The sequence below is a fragment of the uncultured Aurantimicrobium sp. genome (assembly GCF_936931525.1).
Lineage (GTDB): Bacteria > Actinomycetota > Actinomycetes > Actinomycetales > Microbacteriaceae > Aurantimicrobium.
The window spans coordinates 25,552-46,689 of the sequence record NZ_CAKZII010000081.1 but is presented as its reverse complement, the minus strand read 5'-3'; the positions used below and the strand labels follow the sequence as shown (position 1 = coordinate 46,689).

Below are 21,138 nucleotides of genomic sequence, written 5' to 3'. Positions count from 1 at the left end.
TAATGAGTGGGTGGGCGCAAGTTTCCTCTCTGCGCCCACCCACTTACTTACAATTCACTCACACTCATTTAGTTTCCCTAAAGGCCCCCCATGAAGAGCACCGAGACAACCTTCAGCATTTCTACTTCTGATGTGGAACTGATTGTTGATACCGCGACAGGCACTCCTGTCGTCGCGCACTGGGGCCGCAAGCTTGCTGGCAGCACCTCACCCAGCCAGATCTCTCGACTCCTAGCCGAGGCGACTCCGCATTCAGACCTTGACTTTCCTCAGAACCCCGGTTTGTGGCGCGAACGCGCCCGCGGCTTCTTTGGTGCTTCCTCCCTCGTAGGTCGACGGGGTCGTCTTGACTGGGCTCCTTTATTTTCTTTACGCACTGTCGCAAGTTCACACAACGTATTGACCTTCGTCTCTGCTGATGACAACGCAGGACTCGAAGTCACCGTGAAGTTCGAACTGACCCCTGAGGGTGTCCTTCTCATTGATGAGAAGGTCACCAACACTGGTTCCAGTGACTACGCAGTGGACGAACTCACTGTGTGGATGCCGCTTCCAGATCGTGCTGTTGAAAGCATGGACTTCCACGGCAGATGGGTCAAAGAACGCCAGCCACAACGACTTCCCATCAACTACGGAACCTTCTCCCGCGAAATTCGCGATGGTCGCTCTGGCCATGGCTACACAATCGTTCAGCTGGCCATGACTGACAAAGCCAACAATGCCTCTGGCGAAGTGTGGAGCTTGGGTCTTGTCTGGAGCGGAAACACCAAACACTCCATTGATAAGCAAGAAACCGGCTACAAAGCCATTGGCGCTGGTGAGCTTCTGGAGCCAGGAGAGATTGTTCTTGCTCCAGGTACAAGTTATTCAGCTCCCACCGTCGCAGCTACTTATACGGATGCCGGTTTCAACGGTATTTCTGATCACCTCCACCGCTGGGTTCGTGCACGTGAGCAGCACCCCACCAAGCTGAAGCCACGTCCACTCACTCTCAATGTCTGGGAAGCGGTCTACTTCGATCACCGCCTAGGAAAGCTCATTGAACTTCTGGATGTTGCCAAGGAAATTGGCGTTGAGCGATTCGTCCTCGATGACGGTTGGTTTGGTTCCCGCCGCAACGATCACTCTGGTTTGGGTGACTGGACTGTTTCACCCGAAGCATGGCCAGATGGTTTAGAACCATTGGTAACGGCAGTTCACAATGCTGGACTTGAATTTGGTCTGTGGTTTGAAGGCGAAATGGTGCAGGTTGATAGCGATCTGTATCGCGCACACCCCGAGTGGATTATGCATATCCCAGGCCGCATGCCTCTTGAAGCACGCCGCCAACTTGTATTGGACCTGACGCATGAGGGTGCCTACCAGCATGTCCTCGGTCAGGTTGATGCTGTCCTATCGGAATACAAAGTTGATTACATCAAGTGGGATCACAACAGAACGTTGATTGACCCCGGTCACGAGGGTATTGCTGCTGCCCACGAGCAGACGCTTGCTATTTATCGACTCTTTGATGAGCTGAAGCGTCGTCACCCGGGACTTGAAATCGAGTCATGTTCTTCTGGTGGTGGTCGTGTTGACCTGGGCATGGTTCAGCATGCTGATCGTTTCTGGGGATCTGACTGCAACGATGCTCTCGAGCGTCAGTCCATTCAGCGCTACACCGGTTTCGCTATTCCCCCTGAGCTGATTGGTGCCCACGTCGGCCCGACCCACAGCCACACCACTGGTCGTGTGCACGAACTGTCGTTCCGTGCCATTACCTCTCTCTTCGGGCATGCAGGTTTGGAGTGGGATCTCACAGAGACCACGCCAGAAGAACGAGTTCACCTCGCTTCGTGGGCTCAGTACTACAAGGACAAGCGTGATCTCCTGCACTCCGGCAAGGTAGTTCGTGTAGATCACAGCGAAGACTCTGCCTTTGTGCACGGCGTAGTCGCTCACGATAAGTCCGAAGCGCTCTTTGCTTATGTTCAACTGAGCACAGGAAACAGCACAAAGCCAGATTCCGTTCTGTTGACTGATCTGGATCCTGAAGCAACTTATGAAGTCAAGGTTGTGCAGCCTGCTGGGCCCGCACAATGTATGCAAACTGCTGTTCCATCAATCATGACGGAACCAATCACTGCCTCGGGAGCAGTGCTGGCTGACATCGGTATTCAGCCACCTATTTTGCGCCCCGAGAACGCCGTTCTCTTTGAAATCACGAAAGTTTCCTAGGCTGAGACAAACAGCTTTCTAAGAAACGGGATTACTCATGAAGACAATTGACACCGTAGAAATTTCTGTGCCAGATTCCATTGCGGATTTAGCGCGAGCGGTGTTGATTCATGGACCCGTCTCTCGAGGCGAATTGGCTGAACAACTAGGGCTGTCACTTCCCACGTTGACGCGTCTTTCCCGGGCTCTGATTGATCGTGGAATTCTCTACGAAGTTGATGATCTTTCTCAAAACACCACTGGTCGTCCCACCAAGCCATTAGATGTTCGTCCTGAAGCGGGCTACTACATGGGCGTCAAGCTCACCGGTGATCAGGCCATTGGTGTGTTGACGGATATCAAAGCCAATGAGCTGGTTCGACTCGAAGCTAATTTCATGGATCGCCGCGTCAGCACTGTCCACCGAATCTTGGTGAAGCTGTATCAAGACCTCATTGAAAAAGCTCATTACGCTTCAGAGGTCAAAGCTTTGGGTATCAGCATTGGTGGATACGTTCACCAAGACGGCACCATCGGGTATGCCTCCTTCCTGGGTTGGGAAAACGTAGACCTGGCTGGTCCACTGTCAGAGGAGCTCGGTATTCCCGTTTACATTGAAAATGACATTGTTGCTGTAGCCGGCGCTGAACACTGGTTCGGCTTAGGTCGCGGCCACACAGACTTCTCCGTCATCACTGTGGGTGCAGGTCTTGGTTACGGCCTTGTCCGTCGTGACCGTGTGGTCAACACCCAAGATGCTCGTCTAGGTATCGGTACGCACATCATTTTGGATGCTGACGGCCCCTCGTGTTCTGAAGGGTACAAGGGCTGCGCTACTGAGCTCTTGACAACCCCAGCTCTGTTGGAGCAGGCCACCGCACACTTTGGCCGCACCGTATCTTTTGATGAACTTGTCGCCTTGTTCAAGGAAGGGGATGCGTTCGCCCGCAACATCTTCTTCCGAGCAGGCAGGGCACTTGGACGCCTGATTGCTCTCGTTTCCTCACTCGCTTTAGTGGACACTTTTGTCCTTGCTGGTGAGGCTATTGAGCTCTTCCGGGGCACTGAAGATGTCGTGTGGGAAGAGATCAACCGTGACCGCAAAGTGGAGTTCACACCTTTGACCATCCTTGTTGACGAAGGAAACTTCGTTGCCTGGGCTCGAGGTGCTGCTGCGGTAGCTATTCAATCCTCTTTCGACCGACTTCTGGTCGCGTAACCACCCCCAAAGTAAGGACAGCTGTGCCCTCCGTCAGAAAAATCTCCAAGCGCATGTTTGACGGCCGTGAGCTGATTTACTTTGACGACCCCGACACGACACTTCCTGCCGAACGACTCGAGGACAGTCGGGAGAGCGCTCCGCGCTCGCCGAGTGCAACCATGCGCCAGGATCCTCTGACAGGGGAGTGGATCTCTATTGCCGCTGCACGTCAGAACCGTGTCTTCTTGCCTCCGGCGCACCTTGATCCTCTTGCTCCAGCAACACCTGAAAATCCTTCTGAGATTCCCAGCAACTATGACGTGGTGGTTTTTGAAAACAAATCCCCGTCTTTTGGCCCTGAATTCCTGGCCGAGGGAGATGTTGTCGCTGAACTTTCAGACCTGAGTTCCATTGGCCTGGGCAGAACCAAGCCTTCTCTAGGCCGCTGTGAAGTCGTATGCTTCAGCCCAGAACATGATGGTTCCTTTGCCACGCTTGCTCCGCAGCGTGCTCGAACCGTGGTTGAGGCATGGACTGACAGAACTGAAGCTCTGTCGGCAATTCCCGGAGTTCAACAAGTGTTTATCTTTGAAAACCGCGGTCAAGAAATTGGCGTGACCCTGCACCACCCGCACGGGCAGATCTATAGCTACCCCTACATCACGCCGAAGACTCAGCAACTACTGACCTCGATTGAGAAGTACGGCCCTGACTTGATGGCAGACATTCTGGCCTTTGAACAAGGCTCTGAGCGTGTTGTTCTCCAGGGTGACTACTTCACCGCGTTTGTGCCTTTTGCCGCACGCTGGCCACTTGAGGTGCACATGCTTCCGCACCGCCATGTTCCCGGTTTTACTGAGCTCACTGATGCAGAACGTGATGAACTCGCAGTGATGCAACAGCGAATCTTGAGTGCACTCGACAAGCTCTATGACACCCCCACCCCCTACATCGCGGCATGGCACCAAGCTCCAGTCAACAAGGGCAGAGACACCGTCCGCATGATGCTCCAAGTTACTTCTCCACGCCGAGCTGCCGACAAGTTGAAATACCTAGCTGGTTCTGAATCCGCCATGGGCGCATTCATCGGAGACGTACTTCCAGAGGTCACCGCAGCAGCAATTCGGGACGTTATCTAATGGCACTCACGATTGATGCTGCATTCGCAGCTCGTAACTTTGAAGAGTTGTATGGGTATTCACCTGTGGGTGTGTGGTCTGCACCTGGCCGCGCAAACCTGATCGGTGAACACACGGATTACAACGCTGGCCTTGTGCTCCCGTTTGCCATTAATCGACGCACTTTCGCAGCAATTGGTCAGCGAACCGATGGCACAGTGCGCGTAGCAAGCGAAGGTTTCCACGGAGTCATCGAAGTCGACTTTGGCGCGCAGTCCACGCCCACCCTTGAGGGATGGTCTGCCTATCCTCTGGGAGTTGTTCAGGTGCTGAGCGAACTCACCGGTCACGCGGTTGAGGGTTTCGATATTTATCTTGCATCCGATGTCCCCACTGGAGCAGGTTTGTCCTCTTCTGCCGCCATTGAGTGCGCCGTTGCCATCGCGCTCAATGACATTTGGGATGCAGGTTTGTCACGCTCAGACATTGCGCTGGCCGGTCAACGTGCAGAGAACACCGTAGTGGGTGCCCCCACGGGATTCATGGATCAGTTTGCTTCCATGTTTGGGGAACCAGACTCGGCGATATTCCTCGACTGCCGAAGCATGGATGTCCGTGCGGTGCCTCTGGGCTTGGGAGACTTTGAAGTTCTCGTCATGGACACTCAGGAAAAGCACTCCCACGCCACCGGAGGTTATGCGTCGCGTCGCAAGGCGTGTGACTCTGCCGTGGACGTGATGGGTGTGAGCACACTGCGCGACATCACCACCGACATGCTTAATGAAACTCAGCAGAAGCTCGATGAGGAAACCTTCCGACGTGTCAAGCACGTCGTGACCGAAAACGTTCGCGTGGAAAACGCTGTTGCAGCATTTGGCGCCCGTGATTTTGAGGCGATCGGGGAACTCTTTGCAGCAAGCCACGCCTCCATGCGCGATGACTTTGAGATTTCGACTCCAGCACTAGACCTTGCTGTCGAATCATCACTCGCGGCAGGAGCTGTTGCTGCCCGCATGACCGGTGGAGGGTTTGGCGGGGCCGCGATTGCCCTCGTCGCATCTGCGCAGGTGCCCGAGGTCATGACGGCAGTTGCTGAGGCATTCACAGCTGCGGGATATCAGCCCCCACTTCAATTTACGGTCGTTCCCAGCCAGGGTGCCCGGAGGGATATCTAATGTCGAGATGGCTCATCACAGGTGGTGCGGGATATATCGGTTCCCACGCTGTTAGAGAATTTCTAGAAGCTGGTTATGACGTAACCGTTCTGGATGACCTCTCCAGTGGTCATCGAGAGTTCTTGCACCCTGATGCTCGTTTTGTTGAAGGTTCACTTCTCGACAACGATGCGCTGGCCACAGCTCTTGAGGGAGTGACTGGTGTTGTTCACTTTGGTGGCTACAAATACGCAGGTGAATCAGTCAAGCGCCCGATGCACACCTATGAGCAAAACGTCACAGGGACTGTGCGCCTGTTAGAGGCCTGTAACAACGCCGGTGTTGAGTTATTTGTGTTTAGCTCCAGTGCCGCCGTCTATGGCACTCCTGATGTTGCGCAGGTAACAGAAGAGACGCCCACGCGCCCAGAATCGCCTTATGGCGAAACCAAACTCATTGGCGAATGGCTGTTGAAAGATGCGCAGAAGGCCTGTGGTCTCAAGCACACCTCGTTGAGATATTTCAACGTCATTGGGTCTGGGGATATCTCATTGCGAGACACCAGTCCACATAACCTCATCCCGCTGGTTTTTGCAGCGCTCAAGGCTGGCAAAACCCCCAGCATTAATGGCAATGATTACCCCACGCCGGATGGAACCTGCGTGCGAGATTATGTCGATGTCAGCGACATTGCCAAAGCACATGTCGCTGCTGCTGGCCGTCTCGAGTCGGGTTTGCCAGTGGAGCCTGTCTATAACCTGGGCGCTGGTGAAGGTGTCTCAGTTCTGCAAATTATGCAGACCGTGAGCGAAGTAACCGGGCATGATTTTGAACCAGGTATTAATCCACGTCGCCCCGGTGACCCTGCTCTTATCGTCGCGGATGGTTCATTAGCCGCACGTGATCTGAAGTGGGAAAACAGAGCTGACTTGGCCGGCACCATCAAGAACGCATGGTTGGCCGAACTGGAGTCCCGCTAAAGCTCGACTACGTGGAAACCCGTTTCTGAAATGTGGTGGTTGCCCACAGAAACCGGTCCTTCGTCGTGATTGATGAGAACTCCATAACGAGATCCATCAGCAGTTACTCTCACGCGAAGCTCAGCTCGGTGGCCTTCAGCCAGAGTGAGTGCAGGTGCAATGCTCTTCTTCAGCGCAATGCGATCAACAAGTTGGCGCAGAGACGCTGTGTCGAGAATTGTTGACACATAAAGGGTGTTTTCAGTTTCAACGAGTGCAGGATTGCCGTTTGGATAAGTGTCGATGACGTTGCCTGTGCTCACAACGATGTTCTCTGACCAGGTGTGTGCAGTGAGGCCTGATTCCAGGATGATGGTTTCCTCTGGAGCAAGCGGCATCCAGTCTGTGGTCTGAGCGCCAAAGAGGTTCCCCAGTCGTGCTGGATAAACCGATGGCGCAATATGGTCGTTTTCGTCAGCGATACCGGTCAGGAATGTGCCGAGGAGCAAACCGCCCTGATCGGCATAGGACGTTAACCGCTGAGCAAGCTCATCGTTGACCATGTACAGGCTTGGGGTAACGACAACTTCGTAACTTTCCAGAGCTGTCAGTGACGTGATGACATCAACGCTATGACCTCTCTCGACAAATGCTCGATACCAGCCCAGAGCATGTTCGCGGTACTTCACTGCTTGGCTGGGCACCGAATCATTGGCAAGTGCCCAGTAGGAGTCTTGATCAAAGATGATGGCAATCTTTGCCTGCTCAACCATTGCGCCTGCAAGGTGAGACAAGGAAGAAAGCTTCTCGCCCAGGCCCACTACCTCAGTCCAGATCTGACTTTGTTTTCCAGCATGAGGCACGAGGGCAGAGTGGAACTTCTCAGCGCCAGCAGATGATTGACGCCACTGGAAGAAACAGATCGCATCTGCACCGTGGGCAAAGTGAGTCCCGCTGTCTCGTTCGAGCTGGCCCGGTTGTTTTGCAAAATTCACCGGCTGCCAGCTGACCTGACTGGTGGAGTGTTCCATCAAGATCCAGTTCTTGCCAGCAGCAATTCCACGGGTGTGGCTAGCTGAGAAGGACTGTTCAATCCACGACTGAGGGCCTGGGTGTAGATAGTGGTCGTTGGAGACGACATCAACGTGATCGGCCCAGCTGGCATAGTCAGCACCGTCGTATGTCCACATCACCATGAAGTTGGTGGTCACAGGTATCTCTGGTGTGATTCGTTTGAGAACGGCCATCTCTGCGTCGAGATAGTCCCGCAATACATCTGAACAGAATCTCTTGAAATCAATCGTCTGTGTGGGGTTGCCAAACGTCATGGGATTCTGAGGAAGTTGAATTTGCTCCCAGCTTGAATACTTTTGAGACCAGAAGTGTGTGCCCCACGCAAAGTTCAACTTCTCAAGCGAACCGTATTTTGTGTGAAGCCATTGTCTGAAATGAGCCACCGCGTCGGGGGAGTAGTCATAAGTGTTGTGGCACCCGAGTTCATTATTGACGTGCCATAACGCTAGTGCTGGGTGCTCTGCAAACTCGGTGGCAATCGCCTCGACCAGTCGAAGAGCGTATTTCCTAAATAGGGGGGAGGTGGGTCTCCAGTGTTGGCGACTGGAGTTATCAGCAGTTAGCCCGCTTTTGTCGACGGGAAGAATCTCTGGATGTTTTTCAATGAGCCACTGCGGGGGAGAAGCAGTCGCTGTTGCAAGATCCACAGCAATACCGTGTGCATGCAGAAGATCTAGGACTTCATGTAGCCAACTGAAATCGAATTCACCATCTTGAACTTCAATGAGTCCCCAGGAGAAAATTCCCACACTCACCAGGTTCACGCCGGATTCTTTCATGAACTGAATATCTTCAGCCCACACCTCTCGGGACCACTGTTCGGGGTTGTAATCAGCGCCGAAACCTATTAGGGGTGCAGCATCAGATGGCCAGCGAATGAATGGAAGGGGCACATCAAAAGCGTGCCATATTTTCAATGTAAAAGAAACAAAAGTCACGCTCGTATAATGAGAGCCGACTTATAGGGGATTTGAGAAAAACGAATTCAGAAAGAATCCAAGGTTTAAGTGTGGTGGCTTTATGGAGCTTTTGTTCCCAAGCTCAACACCTTTGCGCCAGGACGATCGGCTTCATCGAGGTTGCGATATTCACGCGGAGTCATGCCGACTTCAGTTAAGAACTGCTTGTTGAAATTTGCCAAGTTGGTATAGCCGGAGTCTTCCGCGATGGCAGAGACAGCCTTGTCTGTCTGTTCGAGCAGGCGACAGGCGTGGGCAATTCTAAGCTTTTTCACCATGTCACTAAAAGTCAGGCCGCTGACTTTGCGGAAGTATTTCGAAAAAGTTGGCTCTGACATTGATGCAAGTCGCGCCGCCTCAGACATGCGGATATTCGAACGCAAGTTCTCGAAGATGTAGGCGATGCCGGCATCTGCTGCTGTTGCTTCGTCGCGGCTACTGGGTTCGGTGTACCACTCGTTAGCGATGAGTTCTTTTTCCTCCGAGGGGGCGTTTGCCATCAAAGCCAAGATATTCATGAGGTGTGCGATGCGGGCAATGCCCTCGGTCTCACCCACAGCTTCAATCTCAACGGCAGCCTTTTCGGCGGTTTCGCCCTTGAAGAGAATTCCGCGGCTGGACTCTTGCAACAGATGGCGGGTGTCGGCAATTTCGGGGATGGTTTCGGCGCACTTTGCAAGCCATTCACGTTCGAATTGGATCACTGCATCACGATTGCGGATGACTTGGCCAGGTTCAAGGTCACTCATCCAGTCGTGGGGGAGACCTGATCCCATCAAATAAACCTGACCAGCGGTGAAGGCGCCAACCGTATCTCCGATGATGAAGCTTCCTGTGCCCTCACGGATGAGGTGGATTTCAAACTCTGGGTGATATTGCCAGCGAGCAATTTCGCTGGGGTAGTCATGATTGAGGAAACGAAAAGACTCGTTTGGCTGACGCGGTATGACTTCGCGATAAGGGCTGAGGGTGAGGATTTCCTCAGCGATTGTGGCTGGACGAGTGTCTCCAGAAAGTAACGGTTTTATAACACGCTCACTCAAGGGGGCCTCCATTGGCTTCTCGTTGAAGACCAATCTACCCCCGTTTTGCCCAGTAAACAAGCGGAAGTTCGACAGTGCGCTGTGGGGGCATGGATGGGGTGCAAAAAAGCATTAGTTCGTTTTGGCAAAAAAGTATCAGAAGTCCATGTCAGTGGGGGTGGATTTCGGTTTGCGTTTAGCTCTTTCTTTCGTACATTCAACACAGGAAAATTTGTCTTCACTCTTTCACTTCTTTGGTGTGATGGCTTCCAACTCTCTCCCTTTCGGGGTGAAGGCAACTTTTCTTAGCCGGGACGGTCCGGCGAACACCAAGTAAGTAATAAGCAACGACAACAAAGGAGTATCAATGCTTTTGACTAAAAAGCGTGCACTTGCTTTGAGCGCGATCCTCGCCACCTCGGCACTCGCACTCACAGGCTGTTCAGGTGCTGGTGGAGCTAAGCAGGACGTCACTCTGACGCTCGCAACTGTAAGCAACCCACAGATGAAGGACATGGAAGAGCTCAAGGGCGAATTCGAGTCTGCTAACCCAGGCATCAAGGTTAACTTCGTTCAGATGGAAGAGGGCGACCTTCGTGCCGCTGTCACCGCTGACGTCGCTTCCGGTGCTGGTCAGTACGACATCGTCACCGTTGGTGCATACGAAGTTCCACAGTGGGGCGCAAACGGCTGGCTGCAGGACCTCACTCCTGCGCTCAAGGCTGACGCGACTTACGACGTAGAGGACATTCTTCCTCCCGTTCGTGACGCTCTCTCGGTAGATGGCAAGCAGTACGCAGTGCCTTTCTACGGTGAGTCCTCCATCCTGATGTACAACAAGGAAATGCTTGCTGCTGCAGGCGTAACCATCTCTAACAACCCAACCTGGCAGGAAGTTGCAACCGCAGCTCAGGCTGTCAAGGATCAGGGCATCGCTGACTCGGGCATCTGCCTCCGCGGCAAGCCCGGCTGGGGCGACCTGTTCGCACCTTTGACCACTGTTGTCCAGACCTTCGGTGGTTCTTGGTACGACATGGACTGGAACGCACAAGTTAACTCTCCTGAGTTCACCGAGGCAGTTACCTTCTACAAGGACCTCCTCGCAAACGCAGGTCAGGCTGACCCTGTTTCCTACTCGTTCACTGAGTGCCTGAACCTCCTCCAGGAGGGTAAGACCGCTATGTGGTACGACGCATCTGTAGCTGCATCGATCCTCGAGGACGCTAAGACCTCGAAGGTTGCCGGCAAGATGGGTTACGCTCACGCTCCTACCTACAAGACCGCTGAGTCCGGATGGCTTTGGTCGTGGAACCTCGCAGTTCCCGAGTCCTCCAAGAACAAGGAAGCTGCAGACAAGTTCGTTCTGTGGGCAACTTCTAAGGACTACCAGCAGCTCGTTGGTAAGACTCTCGGCTGGACCCGCGTACCTCCAGGGGCTCGTATCTCAACCTACGAAATCCCTGAGTACAAGGAAGCTGCTGCTGCATTCGCGCCCATTACCCTTGAGGTCATGAGCTCGGTCAACCCATCGCAGCCTGGTGTTAACCCACAGCCATGGGTTGGCATCCAGTACGTAACCATTCCTGAGTTCCAGGATGTTGGAAACCAGGTTGCTCAGCTTGTAGCTGACGCAATCGCGGGCCGCATCTCGGTCGCTGACGCTCTGAACAAGGGCCAGGAGATCGCTCAGAAGGCTGGAGACGCGCACAAGAAGTAATACTTCTTAGGCAACTCAGCCCGGGGTCGGTCTACTTGTAGGCCGGCCCTGGGTTCCCACCACTCAACGACGAGAAAGAAAATCCATGACGACCATCGTTCAGAAGCCAGGCGCACAAGCAGTGCCACCGGTTGGACAAGCAGAGAAGAAGAAAGTTCGACTTTCGCGTTCGCTCATCCTCCCCGCACTGATCTTCGCCTTGGTCCTGACCCAGATCCCCTTCTTGGTCACGATCTACTTCTCGATGCTCAATTGGAACCAGCTCTACCCCAACGAGGTTGGCTTCAACTGGTTCGCCAACTACGTGACGGTGTTCACTGGCCCAGACTTCCTCTCTTCCCTTGGCGCAACAGTGCTCATTACAGGATCCTCTGTCGTCCTGTCACTGTTGTTTGGTCTGGGATTCGCCATTCTTCTCGACCGCAAATTCCCCGGTCAGGCAATTGCCCGCACACTTCTCATTACCCCCTTCTTGATCATGCCTGCCGCGGCAGCGCTGATCTGGAAGTGGTCCATGCTGGATGCCAACGTCGGTATGGTCAACTTCGCGTTGACAACCCTCGGCCTTCCTCCAGTGGCATGGAACACAGATCTTCCTGCCGTCACCATCATCATGCTGTTGACCTGGCAGTTCACCCCCTTCATGATGCTGATTCTGTTGGCTGGTCTGCAGAGCCAGAGCAAAGATGTCCTCGAAGCAGCTTCAGTTGATGGCTCAGGCCCCATTCGCACCTTCCAGTGGATTACCTTGCCTCACATGCGTCAATACATTGAGATTGCGACCTTGCTGGGTTCAATCATGCTGCTCCAGGTATTCGACCCCATTGCGATTATGACCAAGGGAACTGGTGGAACAAAGACGCTGTCCTACCTGCTCTATGAACGCGCTTTTATTGGTCTAGATGTGGGCCAGGCGGCTGCCTTCGGTGTTGTTACCGTGTTCATCACGATTCTTGTTGCCACAATCGCCCTTCGAACTCTGTTCAAGGTATTCATGAACGGAGGAGACCGCTGATGCGTCGTTTCAAGAGTGGGCTGACTACCACCATCACCTGGATCTTGGTCCTGCTGTTCTTCTTCCCCATTGCGTGGATGTTCATGACCGCGTTCAAGTCAGAAGCTGACGCGGCCTCAATCCCACCAAAGTTCTTCTTTACGCCCACACTGGACCAGTTCCAGATTGTCTTTGATCGTGGCATGGGTTCATTTCTGTTGAACTCATTCACCTCGAGCATTTCCTCGACACTGATTGTGTTGTTGTTGGCCATCCCCGCGGCGTATGCCTTGAGTATTCGCCCAGTGAAGAAAGTTCAGGACTCCCTGTTCTTCTTCATCTCCACACGCTTCATGCCTGTGGCAGCATCGATTCTTCCTATCTTCTTTATTCTGAAGTTCATGGGTCTGCTGGATAACATCACAGCTCTCACCTTCCTCTATGCCGCAATGAACCTCCCCATTGCTGTCTGGATGATGCGTTCCTTCTTCAATGAAGTACCCATGGAAATAATTGAAGCGGCACAGATTGATGGTGCGAACTTCCGCACTGAATTGATCAAAGTTGTCTTGCCCATCGTGGTCCCCGGTATTGCGGCAGTGGCCCTGATTTGTTTCATCTTCTCCTGGAACGAATACTTCATGGCCCTGCTGTTGACCACGGACACAGCTCGCACAACCCCGCCGTTCTTGGCCAGCTTCGTTGACGGTCGCGGACAGTTCCTTGCAGTTCTTTCCGCAGCTTCCACCATCGCTGTTCTCCCCGTCATCATCGCTGGATGGGCCGCTCAGAAGCAGCTCGTTCGCGGTCTTGCTATGGGCGCTGTGAAGTAACCCGAGACTAGAAGACGCAAATAGATCATGACGACCCTCAACAAGCGAACCCTCTCCTCGATTAACGCAGGGGTTCCAATTCCTGGATACGACCTTGATGCCGTCAAGACTGGAATCGTTCACTTCGGTGTGGGTGGATTCCACCGCTCACACATGGCGATGACACTCGATCGGTTGATGAATGAGAACAAGGCGCTTGACTGGGGCATTTGCGGGGTCGGCCTACTTGATGGAGACAAGAAACTCCGCGATGTCTTCGCCGAACAAGATTGCCTCTACACACTCGTTCTCAAGCACCCTGATGGTGTCCGAGAGCCCTCCATTATTGGCTCCATTCGTGAGTACATGTTTGCTCCCGATGACCCAGAAGCCGTTATCGAAAAGATGGCAGACCCTGAGACGCGAATCGTCTCACTGACCATCACTGAGGGTGGATACAACTTTGATCGCGTAACGGGCGAATTTATGGCCTCCACGCCTGCCGTTGCAGCTGATCTCCTCGATGGCGCAATTCCCTCCACCGCATTCGGTTTTGTGACCGAAGCTCTGCGTCGTCGGCGTGAACGTGGGATACCCGCGTTCACCGTTCTTTCCTGTGACAACATCCAGGGCAATGGTCATGTGGCTCAAGAGATGTTCGTTGCTTTTGCCAAGCTCAAAGACGCTGAGTTGGGTGAGTGGATCGAGCAAAATGTCGCATTCCCCAACTCCATGGTCGACCGCATTACTCCAGTAACTGCTCCGGAAGACATTGCTGAAGTGGCAGAACTCACCGGTCTGAGTGACTCCTGGCCTGTTGTCGCTGAGCCTTTCTTCCAGTGGGTTATTGAAGACCACTTCACCATGGGCCGACCACCATTTGAGGATGCGGGCGTTCAGCTCGTCGAAGATGTTGAGCCCTACGAGCTGATGAAGCTACGTTTACTCAATGCCAGCCACCAAGGCCTCACCTATTTTGGATACCTCAGTGGTTATCGCTTTGCTCATGAAGCGCTCGCCGACCCTGCCATTGCCAAATTCCTCCTGGCCTACATGGATAACGAAGCGACTCCAACCCTTCGCCCTGTACCCGGGATCGACCTCACTGCCTACAAGCACATGCTCATTGAGCGCTTCTCAAACCCTGAGGTGCGCGACACATTAGTTCGCTTGTGTGCTGAGTCTTCTGACCGCATCCCTAAGTGGCTTGTTCCTGTGATCCACGATCAGCTTGCTCAGGGCGGAGACGTCACTCTCTCTGCTGCCATTGTGGCCAGCTGGGCTCGCTATGCCGAAGGTGTTGACGAACAGGGGGAGCCCATCAACGTGGTCGACCCTCTCAAAGATGAGCTGATCCCCATTGCGCTCTCGCAGCGGGAGAACCCCTTGGCATTCATCCAGAACAAACAACTCTTTGGCAACCTGAGCGAGAACGAGAAGTTCACTGCGCCATATCTCGCAGCACTTGAATCGCTATTCACTCGCGGGGCACACGAGACCGTTTCCAGCTACACCCGCTAATTCAGTTCGACCTCACCATCCACACCAACAAGTAAGAGAACATCATGACTACCCAGATGAAGGCATCGTTTCTGAAGAAGCAGGGCGAATTAGCTGTTGAGACGATTCCGGTGCCTGAGGTTCGTGCTGATGAAGTTCTTGTTCAGGTGGAAGCAGTCGGCGTCTGCGGTAGTGATGTTCACTACTACGCTCACGGCAAGATTGGCCCCTACGTTGTCGAAAAGCCTCTGATCCTGGGACATGAGCTCTCTGGTGTCATCACCGCAGTCGGCTCAGAGGTTGATCCTGCGCGTGTTGGTCAGCGCGTAGCAGTTGAACCACAGCGACCCTGCGGCGACTGCTTCCAGTGCAACGCCGGTCGTTACAACCTCTGCCCCGATATCGAGTTCTATGCAACCCCTCCCATCGATGGCGCTTTCTGTGAATACGTCACTATCCAGTCGAAGTTTGCCTTCGAGATCCCTGACAGCGTCTCCTTTGAGGCAGCTGCGTTGATGGAGCCCCTCTCGGTGGGTATTTGGGCGTGTGAACGTGCTGAAGTAGGCAAGGGTAGCCGAGTTCTTATTGCCGGTGCTGGTCCTATCGGTGTCATTGTTGCTCAGACTGCTCGTGCACTCGGCGCTGCAGAAGTCATCATCACTGATGTGGCAGAAGACCGTCGTGAGTTTGCTCTGCAGCACGGTGCAACGCAGGCATTAGATCCTCGTGTCGATGAGCTCGCTGGGCTTGAAGTAGATGCTTTCATTGATGCTTCCGGTGCTCCTGCTGCCGTACAGGGTGGCATCTTGGCAGTGCGCCCAGCAGGTCGTGTCATCTTGGTCGGTGGCGGTCACGATGAATACAGCCTCCCCATCTCCTTCATTCAAAACCGCGAGATCTGGATCAGCGGTGTCTTCCGTTACACCAACACCTGGCCGACCGCTATTGAGATGGTGTCCAGTGGCAAGGTGGACTTGGACATTCTCGTCACAGGTAAGTTCGGGCTCAACGAAGTTGAGGAAGCCCTGAATGCAGGCAAGACAGCTGGTCAGCTCAAAGCGATTGTCTACCCAGGAAAGTAAGTACCTTTTCTGCGAACGACGCTGAATTACTTTCCGGCGTTGATGAGGGAATTGATTCCCTCTTGGAAGCCAGGGTCTGAGAACAGCGCAATAAAGATGCAGGCTGTGGACAGTGCGTTAGAGATAACAGCACCCAGTACGGGAATCCACCAGGAGAACTTCTTCGCCTTCATGCGCTGACGTGAGACCCAGACAACCATGGCCAACACGATGGCTTGAATGGTGACGGCAACCCAGCCCATTTGAACGGCGAAGGTGATGTTCTCGAAGGTGCCCAGGTTGAAGTCTGGGTTCAGGGTGTTCAGCTCGTCATAGAGCAGGTTCATCGAGGCGCGAGGGTTGATGTAGTCGCCAAGGCCGGAGAAGACCGAGAACACGGCGACAAAGATCAAACCCCAGGTGATGAAACGATCGAGAGCAAGGCTCCGCTCCTTCTTCTCCTCAGGAGTGAGGGGAGTCGGAGCCTGCTTCGATTCGTTCTTGTCGTTCTTTTTCTCGGCGGCAGGGGTCACCGAAGTCGCCTTGTCTTCCTTGTCGGAAGCAGGCGTGGTCTCAGGTGTTTCTGCCATGGAGAGGGTTCTTACTTACCGGAGTGACCAGCAGAACCGAGCTGCTGAGTAGCCTGGCCAACGCGAGCTGCCATAGCGGTCTCAGCGAGCTTGCCCCATGCGCGGGGGTCATAGATCTTCTTGTTACCCATTTCGCCATCAACCTTGAGCACACCGTCGTAGTTGCGGAACATGGTGTCTGCAACAGAACGGGTGAAGGCGTACTGGGTGTCGGTGTCGACGTTCATCTTGATCACGCCGTTTGCTACTGCTTCAGCGATCTCAGCGTCAGTTGAACCAGAACCACCGTGGAATACGAGGTCGAAAGGCTTTGCTGCGGTGCCGAACTTAGCTGCAACGCCTTCCTGGATCTCCTTGAGGAGTTCGGGGCGAAGCTTGACGTTACCGGGCTTGTAAACACCGTGCACGTTACCGAAGGTCATGGCTGCCATGTAGCGGCCGTTCTCGCCGAGGCCCAGAGCCTCCACGGTCTTGATGCCGTCTTCGATGGTGGTGTACAGGCTGTCGTTGATGTCGTGAGAGACGCCGTCTTCCTCGCCACCGACAACACCGATTTCAACCTCGAGGATGGCGTTGATGTTCTTGGTCTTGGCCAACATCATCTGAGCGATCTCAAGGTTCTCAGCCAGAGGAACAGCAGAACCGTCCCACATGTGTGACTGGAAGATGGGGTTGCGGCCAGCCTTGACCTCTTCTTCGCTCGCGGCGATGAGGGGAAGAACGAAGTCATCGAGAGCGTTCTTGGGGCAGTGGTCGGTGTGCAGTGCCACGGTGATGGGGTAGCTCTTTGCTACTTCGTGAGCGAACTTCGCGAATGCGAGTGCACCAGTTGCACGTGCCTTGACGGTGTGACCTGCAAAGTAGTCAGCACCACCAGTGGTGACCTGGATGATGCCGTCAGAACCGGCCTCGGTCAGTCCCTGAAGAACAGCGTTGAGCGTCTGTGAGCTCGAAACGTTGAACGCGGGGTATGCAAAGCCCTTGGCCTTTGCCTTGTCGAGCATTTCTGCATACTGTTCCGGGGTTGCGACGGGCATGACATCTCCTAGATTTGTGGCGCGAATAGAAACGGGAAAGCGCCCCTCTAGTCTAACCAGCCAGCTGGTGAGCGTGATTCGGGTATGAACGAAACGAATACGGAGTATTACGCCCGTCGGCTGGGGAGTGACGCGCGTCGACGCCTAGGCTGAGAGCGTGACTACGACAAACACCGGAATCCTGAACCTTCACCCTGATCGCAACCTTGGTATGGAGCTGGTGCGTGCCACCGAAGCTGCTGCTATCCGCGCAGTGCCTTTCATTGGCCATGGTGACAAGAACGCAGCTGACAAGGCTGCTGTTGACGCCATGCGCGCATTCCTTGCCACCGTGAACTTTGACGGCGTCATCGTCATTGGTGAGGGCGAAAAGGACGAAGCTCCCATGTTGTTCAACGGTGAGCACGTCGGTAATGGTCGTGGCCCTGCCTGCGACATCGCTGTGGACCCCATCGACGGCACCAGCCTGACGGCTGCAGGCCGTCAGAATGCGGTCTCCGTCATTGCGGTCTCAGACCGCGGCACCATGCTGGATGCCTCCTCTGTCTTTTACATGAACAAGATTGCCACCGGCCCTGAGGGCATCGGTGTTGTCGACATCCGTAAGCCCATTGGTGAGAACATCCGTGCGCTCGCCAAGGCAACCGGTCGCAACGTCGGAGATATCCGCGTTGCCGTGCTGGACCGTCCCCGTCACATGGAACTGATCCAAGAGATCCGTGACGCCGGTGCTGGTACTCGTCTTCTTCTCGATGGTGACGTCGCAGGTGGCATCAACGCTGCCCGCTACGAATCACGCATCGACATGTGTGTGGGTATCGGCGGCAGCCCTGAGGGTGTGGTCACCGCGTGTGCCATGAAGGCACTCGGCGGCATGATCCAGACCATCTTGGCTCCCAAGGATGATGACGAGAAGCAGAAGGGTCTCGACGCAGGCCTCAAGTTTGACCACGTTTATGACCAGGACTCACTCGTCACCAGCGACAACACCTTCTTTGTTGCCACTGGTGTGACTGATGGTGGTCTGGTGGAGGGTGTTCGCCGCAAGGGGCCAATCATCCGTACCGACAGCATCATTCTTCGTGGTCGTTCGGGCACCATCCGCCGCGTTCAGGCCGACTACCGCGCTGACCGCTGGCTCGAGGTCTAAGACTTCAGAGCAAGTTCTGCGTCAACCATGCGGTTGCGACGCAGAATCAGTGCGGCAGGAATATTTGCTGCAACTGAGACGATCATGAGGGTCGTCAGAACGACGGTCCAGTCATTGGTGCTGCTGTAAAGCATGCCCATCAGGGGCGGTGCCATTGCTGCGCATAGATAGGCCACGATCTGGGCAAAACCGCTCAACGCCATCGAGCTGCGCACGCTGCCCGTTCGCAGGTTGACCAAAACCAAGGCAAGCGGGAACTCTAAACATCCAGTGCCCACGATGGCAACCCAAATCCATGTCCCATGGGTGGGCGAGAGTAATAAGCCGAGATAGCCCACAACAAAGAAGGCACTGCCGAGAGTGACAAGCCAATGCACGTGCTTTCCCATGCGCTTAGCCAAGCCTGGGGTCACGAAGGCAAGGGGTAAACCGATGCCGGCAAAGAGCGCCAACAGGGCGCCACTTTGTGCGGGGGTAACCCCGGCAATATCAATGAGAATGACCGGCATCCACGCATACATGGCATAGCCGGTGATGGAAGAAACAGCGAGGACAGTTCCCACTGCCCACGCAGTGGGGGAGCGCCAGGGATGAATCTTCCGCACCTGTGGGGATTTCTCGGGTGCATCAAACGACGAGTCTTTGCGGTGTGATCGGTATTCCAGAATCCAGGGAATCAGAGCGATGGTGGCAATGACGGCCCACTGCAAGAGGGAACCGCGCCAACCAATGGCATCTGCCACTGGAACAGCAACTAGTGCTGGCAAGAAGGCGCTGATCGACATGATCGACATATAGACCGACGTCATCATGCTGACGCGATCAGGGAAGTATTTGCGCACAACCGGAGGCATGGCCACATTGGCAAAGCCCATTCCCACCAGCGCTGAAAGCGTTCCCACAGCCAAGGTCTGCCAGTTCACAGATGCAGCTCGAATGACGTGCCCCAGAATCATGAGAACTAGCGCCAAAATCAGTGTGCGCTCAAGGCCTATGCGCTTCTCAATGCGTGGGGTGAAGACCCCGCCTGCAGCGAAGCTCAAGGGGGCAATGGATCCCAGGAGCGCGATGGCTGCTGTGTTCAGCTCGTAGGTCTGACCAATAATCGGAATCAGTGGAGAGAGACCTGCAACAGCTGCACGCATGCTAAATGCCACGAGTGCGATACCCGCAAACGCTAAAACGCGCCCTGCCAATAAGGCACGGGGCGCGTTAGCTGATGGGGAACTCACGTTCCCATCATGTCATTAGCTGGAGAGGGTGTTGTTCTCAGGATCAACGAGTTCCCCGGCAGTCAGTGGTTTGGGGGCATCGTGAACTTCAATTCCTTCAGGAAGGATCTTGGTGGGGTCGATGCCAGGGAACTTACGAGCCGTGGAGAGCACACGCGTCTCGAGCGAGGAAATGAAACCGTTGTAGTGCTTGACGGTGTTCTCTATCGCCTTACGCAGGTCCTCGGTGTGCTTGGTCATGGTGCTGAGGCGTGAGTAGAGCTCGATTCCCAAGTCGAAGAGCTTCTTAGCTTCGTCAGTTACGACCTGCTGTTGCCAGGTGTAGGACACGGTCTTGAGCACTGCCCACAGGTTCACAGGAGAGGCCAGCGCAACGCGCTTGCCAAAGGCATAGTCCAGAAGAGTGGGGTCTGCCTCGAGTGCGGAAGCAAGGAGCGATTCGCTGGGAATGAAAGCCAGAACAAATTCTGGGCTGAAGTCGAAGCCGCTCCAGTAGCTCTTGGAGCTCAGAGCGTCCACGTGGGAGCGGACAGCTTTCACGTGAGCGTCCATCAGGGTCTTGCGACGAGCTGCCTCTTCACCAGTTGCGGTGATGGGGATCTGGCTTGCCTCGAGATAGGAGTTGAAGGGCACCTTGGCGTCAATGACAATGGTCTTGCCGCCGGGAAGGTTTATCACCATGTCAGGGCGGATGGTTCCACCATCTGTCTTCATAGTGGTTTGAGTATCAAAGTCCACGTGGGCGGTCAGGCCGGCAACTTCGACCAAGCGGCGAAGCTGTGCTTCACCCCAGGTGCCACGAACACTGTTGGAGCTCAGAGCTGAGGCGAGTGACTGGGTGGTTGCGCGCAATTCTTCGCCAAACTGGCGGGACTGGGTTAGCTGCTGGGCAATCTGGCCATACTGTTCCTGGCGCTGATTTTCTAGGTCGTTGACCTTGGTTTGCATCGCCTGCAGGGTTTCTTTGACAGGGGCTAGGGCTTCAAGAACTTTGTGCTCTTCTCGAGCACGTGCTGCTTCGTCTTCCTGCTTGCGCTCGCTGACTTCGCGCAGTTCGCTGAGCATGCGCTCCAGAGTCTGGATCTGCTCCTCTTTACCGGTGACGCGAGCTTCGGCAGTAGCCGCGCGCACAGCGAGGTCGCCTGCATCGCTGGGGAGAGATTTGCGTGCACGCAAGCCCCAGCCAATGGCAATTCCGGCAACAATTCCAGCAATCAAACCAAGGATAAGAAACAGTGAAGACTCCATCTTCACAGTGTCTCAGTACCGGGGGACATTTCGGTGTTGCGCTCGCGTTTAAGCCCGCGTAATGTCAGACTTGTCAATATGTCCTAACATATGTACGTTAGAGCTATTAGATTT

17 protein-coding genes are annotated in these 21,138 nt (G+C 54.5%); 11 read left to right on the top strand and 6 right to left on the bottom strand.

Annotated elements, in window-relative coordinates; all coding sequences use genetic code 11:
• Nucleotides 1-90: 90 nt before the first annotated feature.
• Genes Q0362_RS03655 through galE form a run of 5 tightly spaced genes read left to right on the top strand, consistent with a single transcriptional unit; the run spans nt 91 to nt 6,649 of the window.
• Complete coding sequence (locus Q0362_RS03655) at nt 91-2,217, top strand: alpha-galactosidase (protein WP_298119868.1); 2,127 nt, start codon at nt 91-93, stop codon at nt 2,215-2,217.
• A 37-nt stretch (nt 2,218-2,254) separates the two neighbouring features.
• A complete protein-coding gene (locus tag Q0362_RS03650) occupies nt 2,255-3,415 on the top strand; it encodes an ROK family transcriptional regulator (protein ID WP_298119866.1) in 1,161 nt (386 codons plus the stop codon).
• 53 nt (nt 3,416-3,468) lie between these two features.
• Complete coding sequence (gene galT / locus Q0362_RS03645) at nt 3,469-4,536, top strand: galactose-1-phosphate uridylyltransferase (protein WP_298119893.1); 1,068 nt, start codon at nt 3,469-3,471, stop codon at nt 4,534-4,536.
• Entirely contained in the window at nt 4,536-5,690 is a 1,155-nt protein-coding gene (galK, locus tag Q0362_RS03640) for a galactokinase (RefSeq protein WP_298119863.1), read from the top strand. The genes galT and galK overlap by 1 nt, the downstream gene beginning before the upstream one ends.
• Complete coding sequence (galE, locus tag Q0362_RS03635) at nt 5,690-6,649, top strand: UDP-glucose 4-epimerase GalE (RefSeq protein ID WP_298119861.1); 960 nt, start codon at nt 5,690-5,692, stop codon at nt 6,647-6,649. The genes galK and galE overlap by 1 nt, the downstream gene beginning before the upstream one ends.
• On the opposite strand, the gene Q0362_RS03630 is transcribed toward galE, so the two are convergent.
• A complete protein-coding gene (locus Q0362_RS03630; protein ID WP_298119859.1) occupies nt 6,646-8,595 on the bottom strand; it encodes a beta-galactosidase in 1,950 nt (649 codons plus the stop codon). The genes galE and Q0362_RS03630 overlap by 4 nt on opposite strands.
• A 125-nt stretch (nt 8,596-8,720) precedes the next feature.
• Entirely contained in the window at nt 8,721-9,704 is a 984-nt protein-coding gene (locus Q0362_RS03625; RefSeq protein WP_298119856.1) for an AraC family transcriptional regulator, read from the bottom strand.
• A 346-nt stretch (nt 9,705-10,050) separates the two neighbouring features.
• Here Q0362_RS03625 and Q0362_RS03620 point away from each other — a divergent pair, with 346 nt between their 5' ends.
• From Q0362_RS03620 to Q0362_RS03600, 5 genes are all read left to right on the top strand, one after another.
• Entirely contained in the window at nt 10,051-11,400 is a 1,350-nt protein-coding gene (locus tag Q0362_RS03620) for a sugar ABC transporter substrate-binding protein (protein WP_298119854.1), read from the top strand.
• Between the two features lie 85 nt (nt 11,401-11,485).
• The gene (locus Q0362_RS03615) at nt 11,486-12,415 is read left to right on the top strand and encodes a sugar ABC transporter permease (RefSeq protein WP_280794143.1); all 930 of its coding nucleotides are present in this window, start codon (nt 11,486-11,488) and stop codon (nt 12,413-12,415) included.
• Nucleotides 12,415-13,227: a carbohydrate ABC transporter permease gene (locus tag Q0362_RS03610; RefSeq protein ID WP_298119852.1), complete on the top strand. Its 813-nt coding sequence runs from the start codon at nt 12,415-12,417 to the stop codon at nt 13,225-13,227. The genes Q0362_RS03615 and Q0362_RS03610 overlap by 1 nt, the downstream gene beginning before the upstream one ends.
• Nucleotides 13,228-13,254: 27 nt before the next feature.
• The gene (locus Q0362_RS03605; RefSeq protein ID WP_298119850.1) at nt 13,255-14,727 is read left to right on the top strand and encodes a mannitol dehydrogenase family protein; all 1,473 of its coding nucleotides are present in this window, start codon (nt 13,255-13,257) and stop codon (nt 14,725-14,727) included.
• A 44-nt stretch (nt 14,728-14,771) separates the two neighbouring features.
• Nucleotides 14,772-15,788, top strand: coding sequence for an NAD(P)-dependent alcohol dehydrogenase (locus Q0362_RS03600; RefSeq protein ID WP_298119848.1), 1,017 nt, complete (start codon nt 14,772-14,774; stop codon nt 15,786-15,788).
• Nucleotides 15,789-15,814: 26 nt separating this feature from the next.
• Here the strand turns inward: Q0362_RS03600 and Q0362_RS03595 are convergent, their stop codons facing one another.
• Nucleotides 15,815-16,357, bottom strand: a complete 543-nt coding sequence (locus tag Q0362_RS03595) for a DUF6264 family protein (protein ID WP_298119846.1) — start codon at nt 16,355-16,357, stop codon at nt 15,815-15,817.
• Nucleotides 16,358-16,368: 11 nt separating this feature from the next.
• Complete coding sequence (fbaA, locus tag Q0362_RS03590; RefSeq protein WP_280794148.1) at nt 16,369-17,394, bottom strand: class II fructose-bisphosphate aldolase; 1,026 nt, start codon at nt 17,392-17,394, stop codon at nt 16,369-16,371.
• 211 nt (nt 17,395-17,605) lie between these two features.
• Here fbaA and glpX point away from each other — a divergent pair, with 211 nt between their 5' ends.
• On the top strand, nt 17,606-18,544 hold the full coding sequence (gene glpX, locus Q0362_RS03585; protein WP_298119891.1) for a class II fructose-bisphosphatase: 939 nt from the start codon (nt 17,606-17,608) through the stop codon (nt 18,542-18,544).
• Here the strand turns inward: glpX and Q0362_RS03580 are convergent.
• On the bottom strand, nt 18,541-19,776 hold the full coding sequence (locus tag Q0362_RS03580; protein ID WP_298119844.1) for a CynX/NimT family MFS transporter: 1,236 nt from the start codon (nt 19,774-19,776) through the stop codon (nt 18,541-18,543). The two genes, glpX and Q0362_RS03580, sit on opposite strands and share 4 nt — an antisense overlap.
• A gap of 15 nt (nt 19,777-19,791) precedes the next feature.
• Nucleotides 19,792-21,024, bottom strand: a complete 1,233-nt coding sequence (rmuC, locus tag Q0362_RS03575) for a DNA recombination protein RmuC (RefSeq protein ID WP_280794150.1) — start codon at nt 21,022-21,024, stop codon at nt 19,792-19,794.
• Between the last annotated feature and the right edge of the window lie 114 nt (nt 21,025-21,138).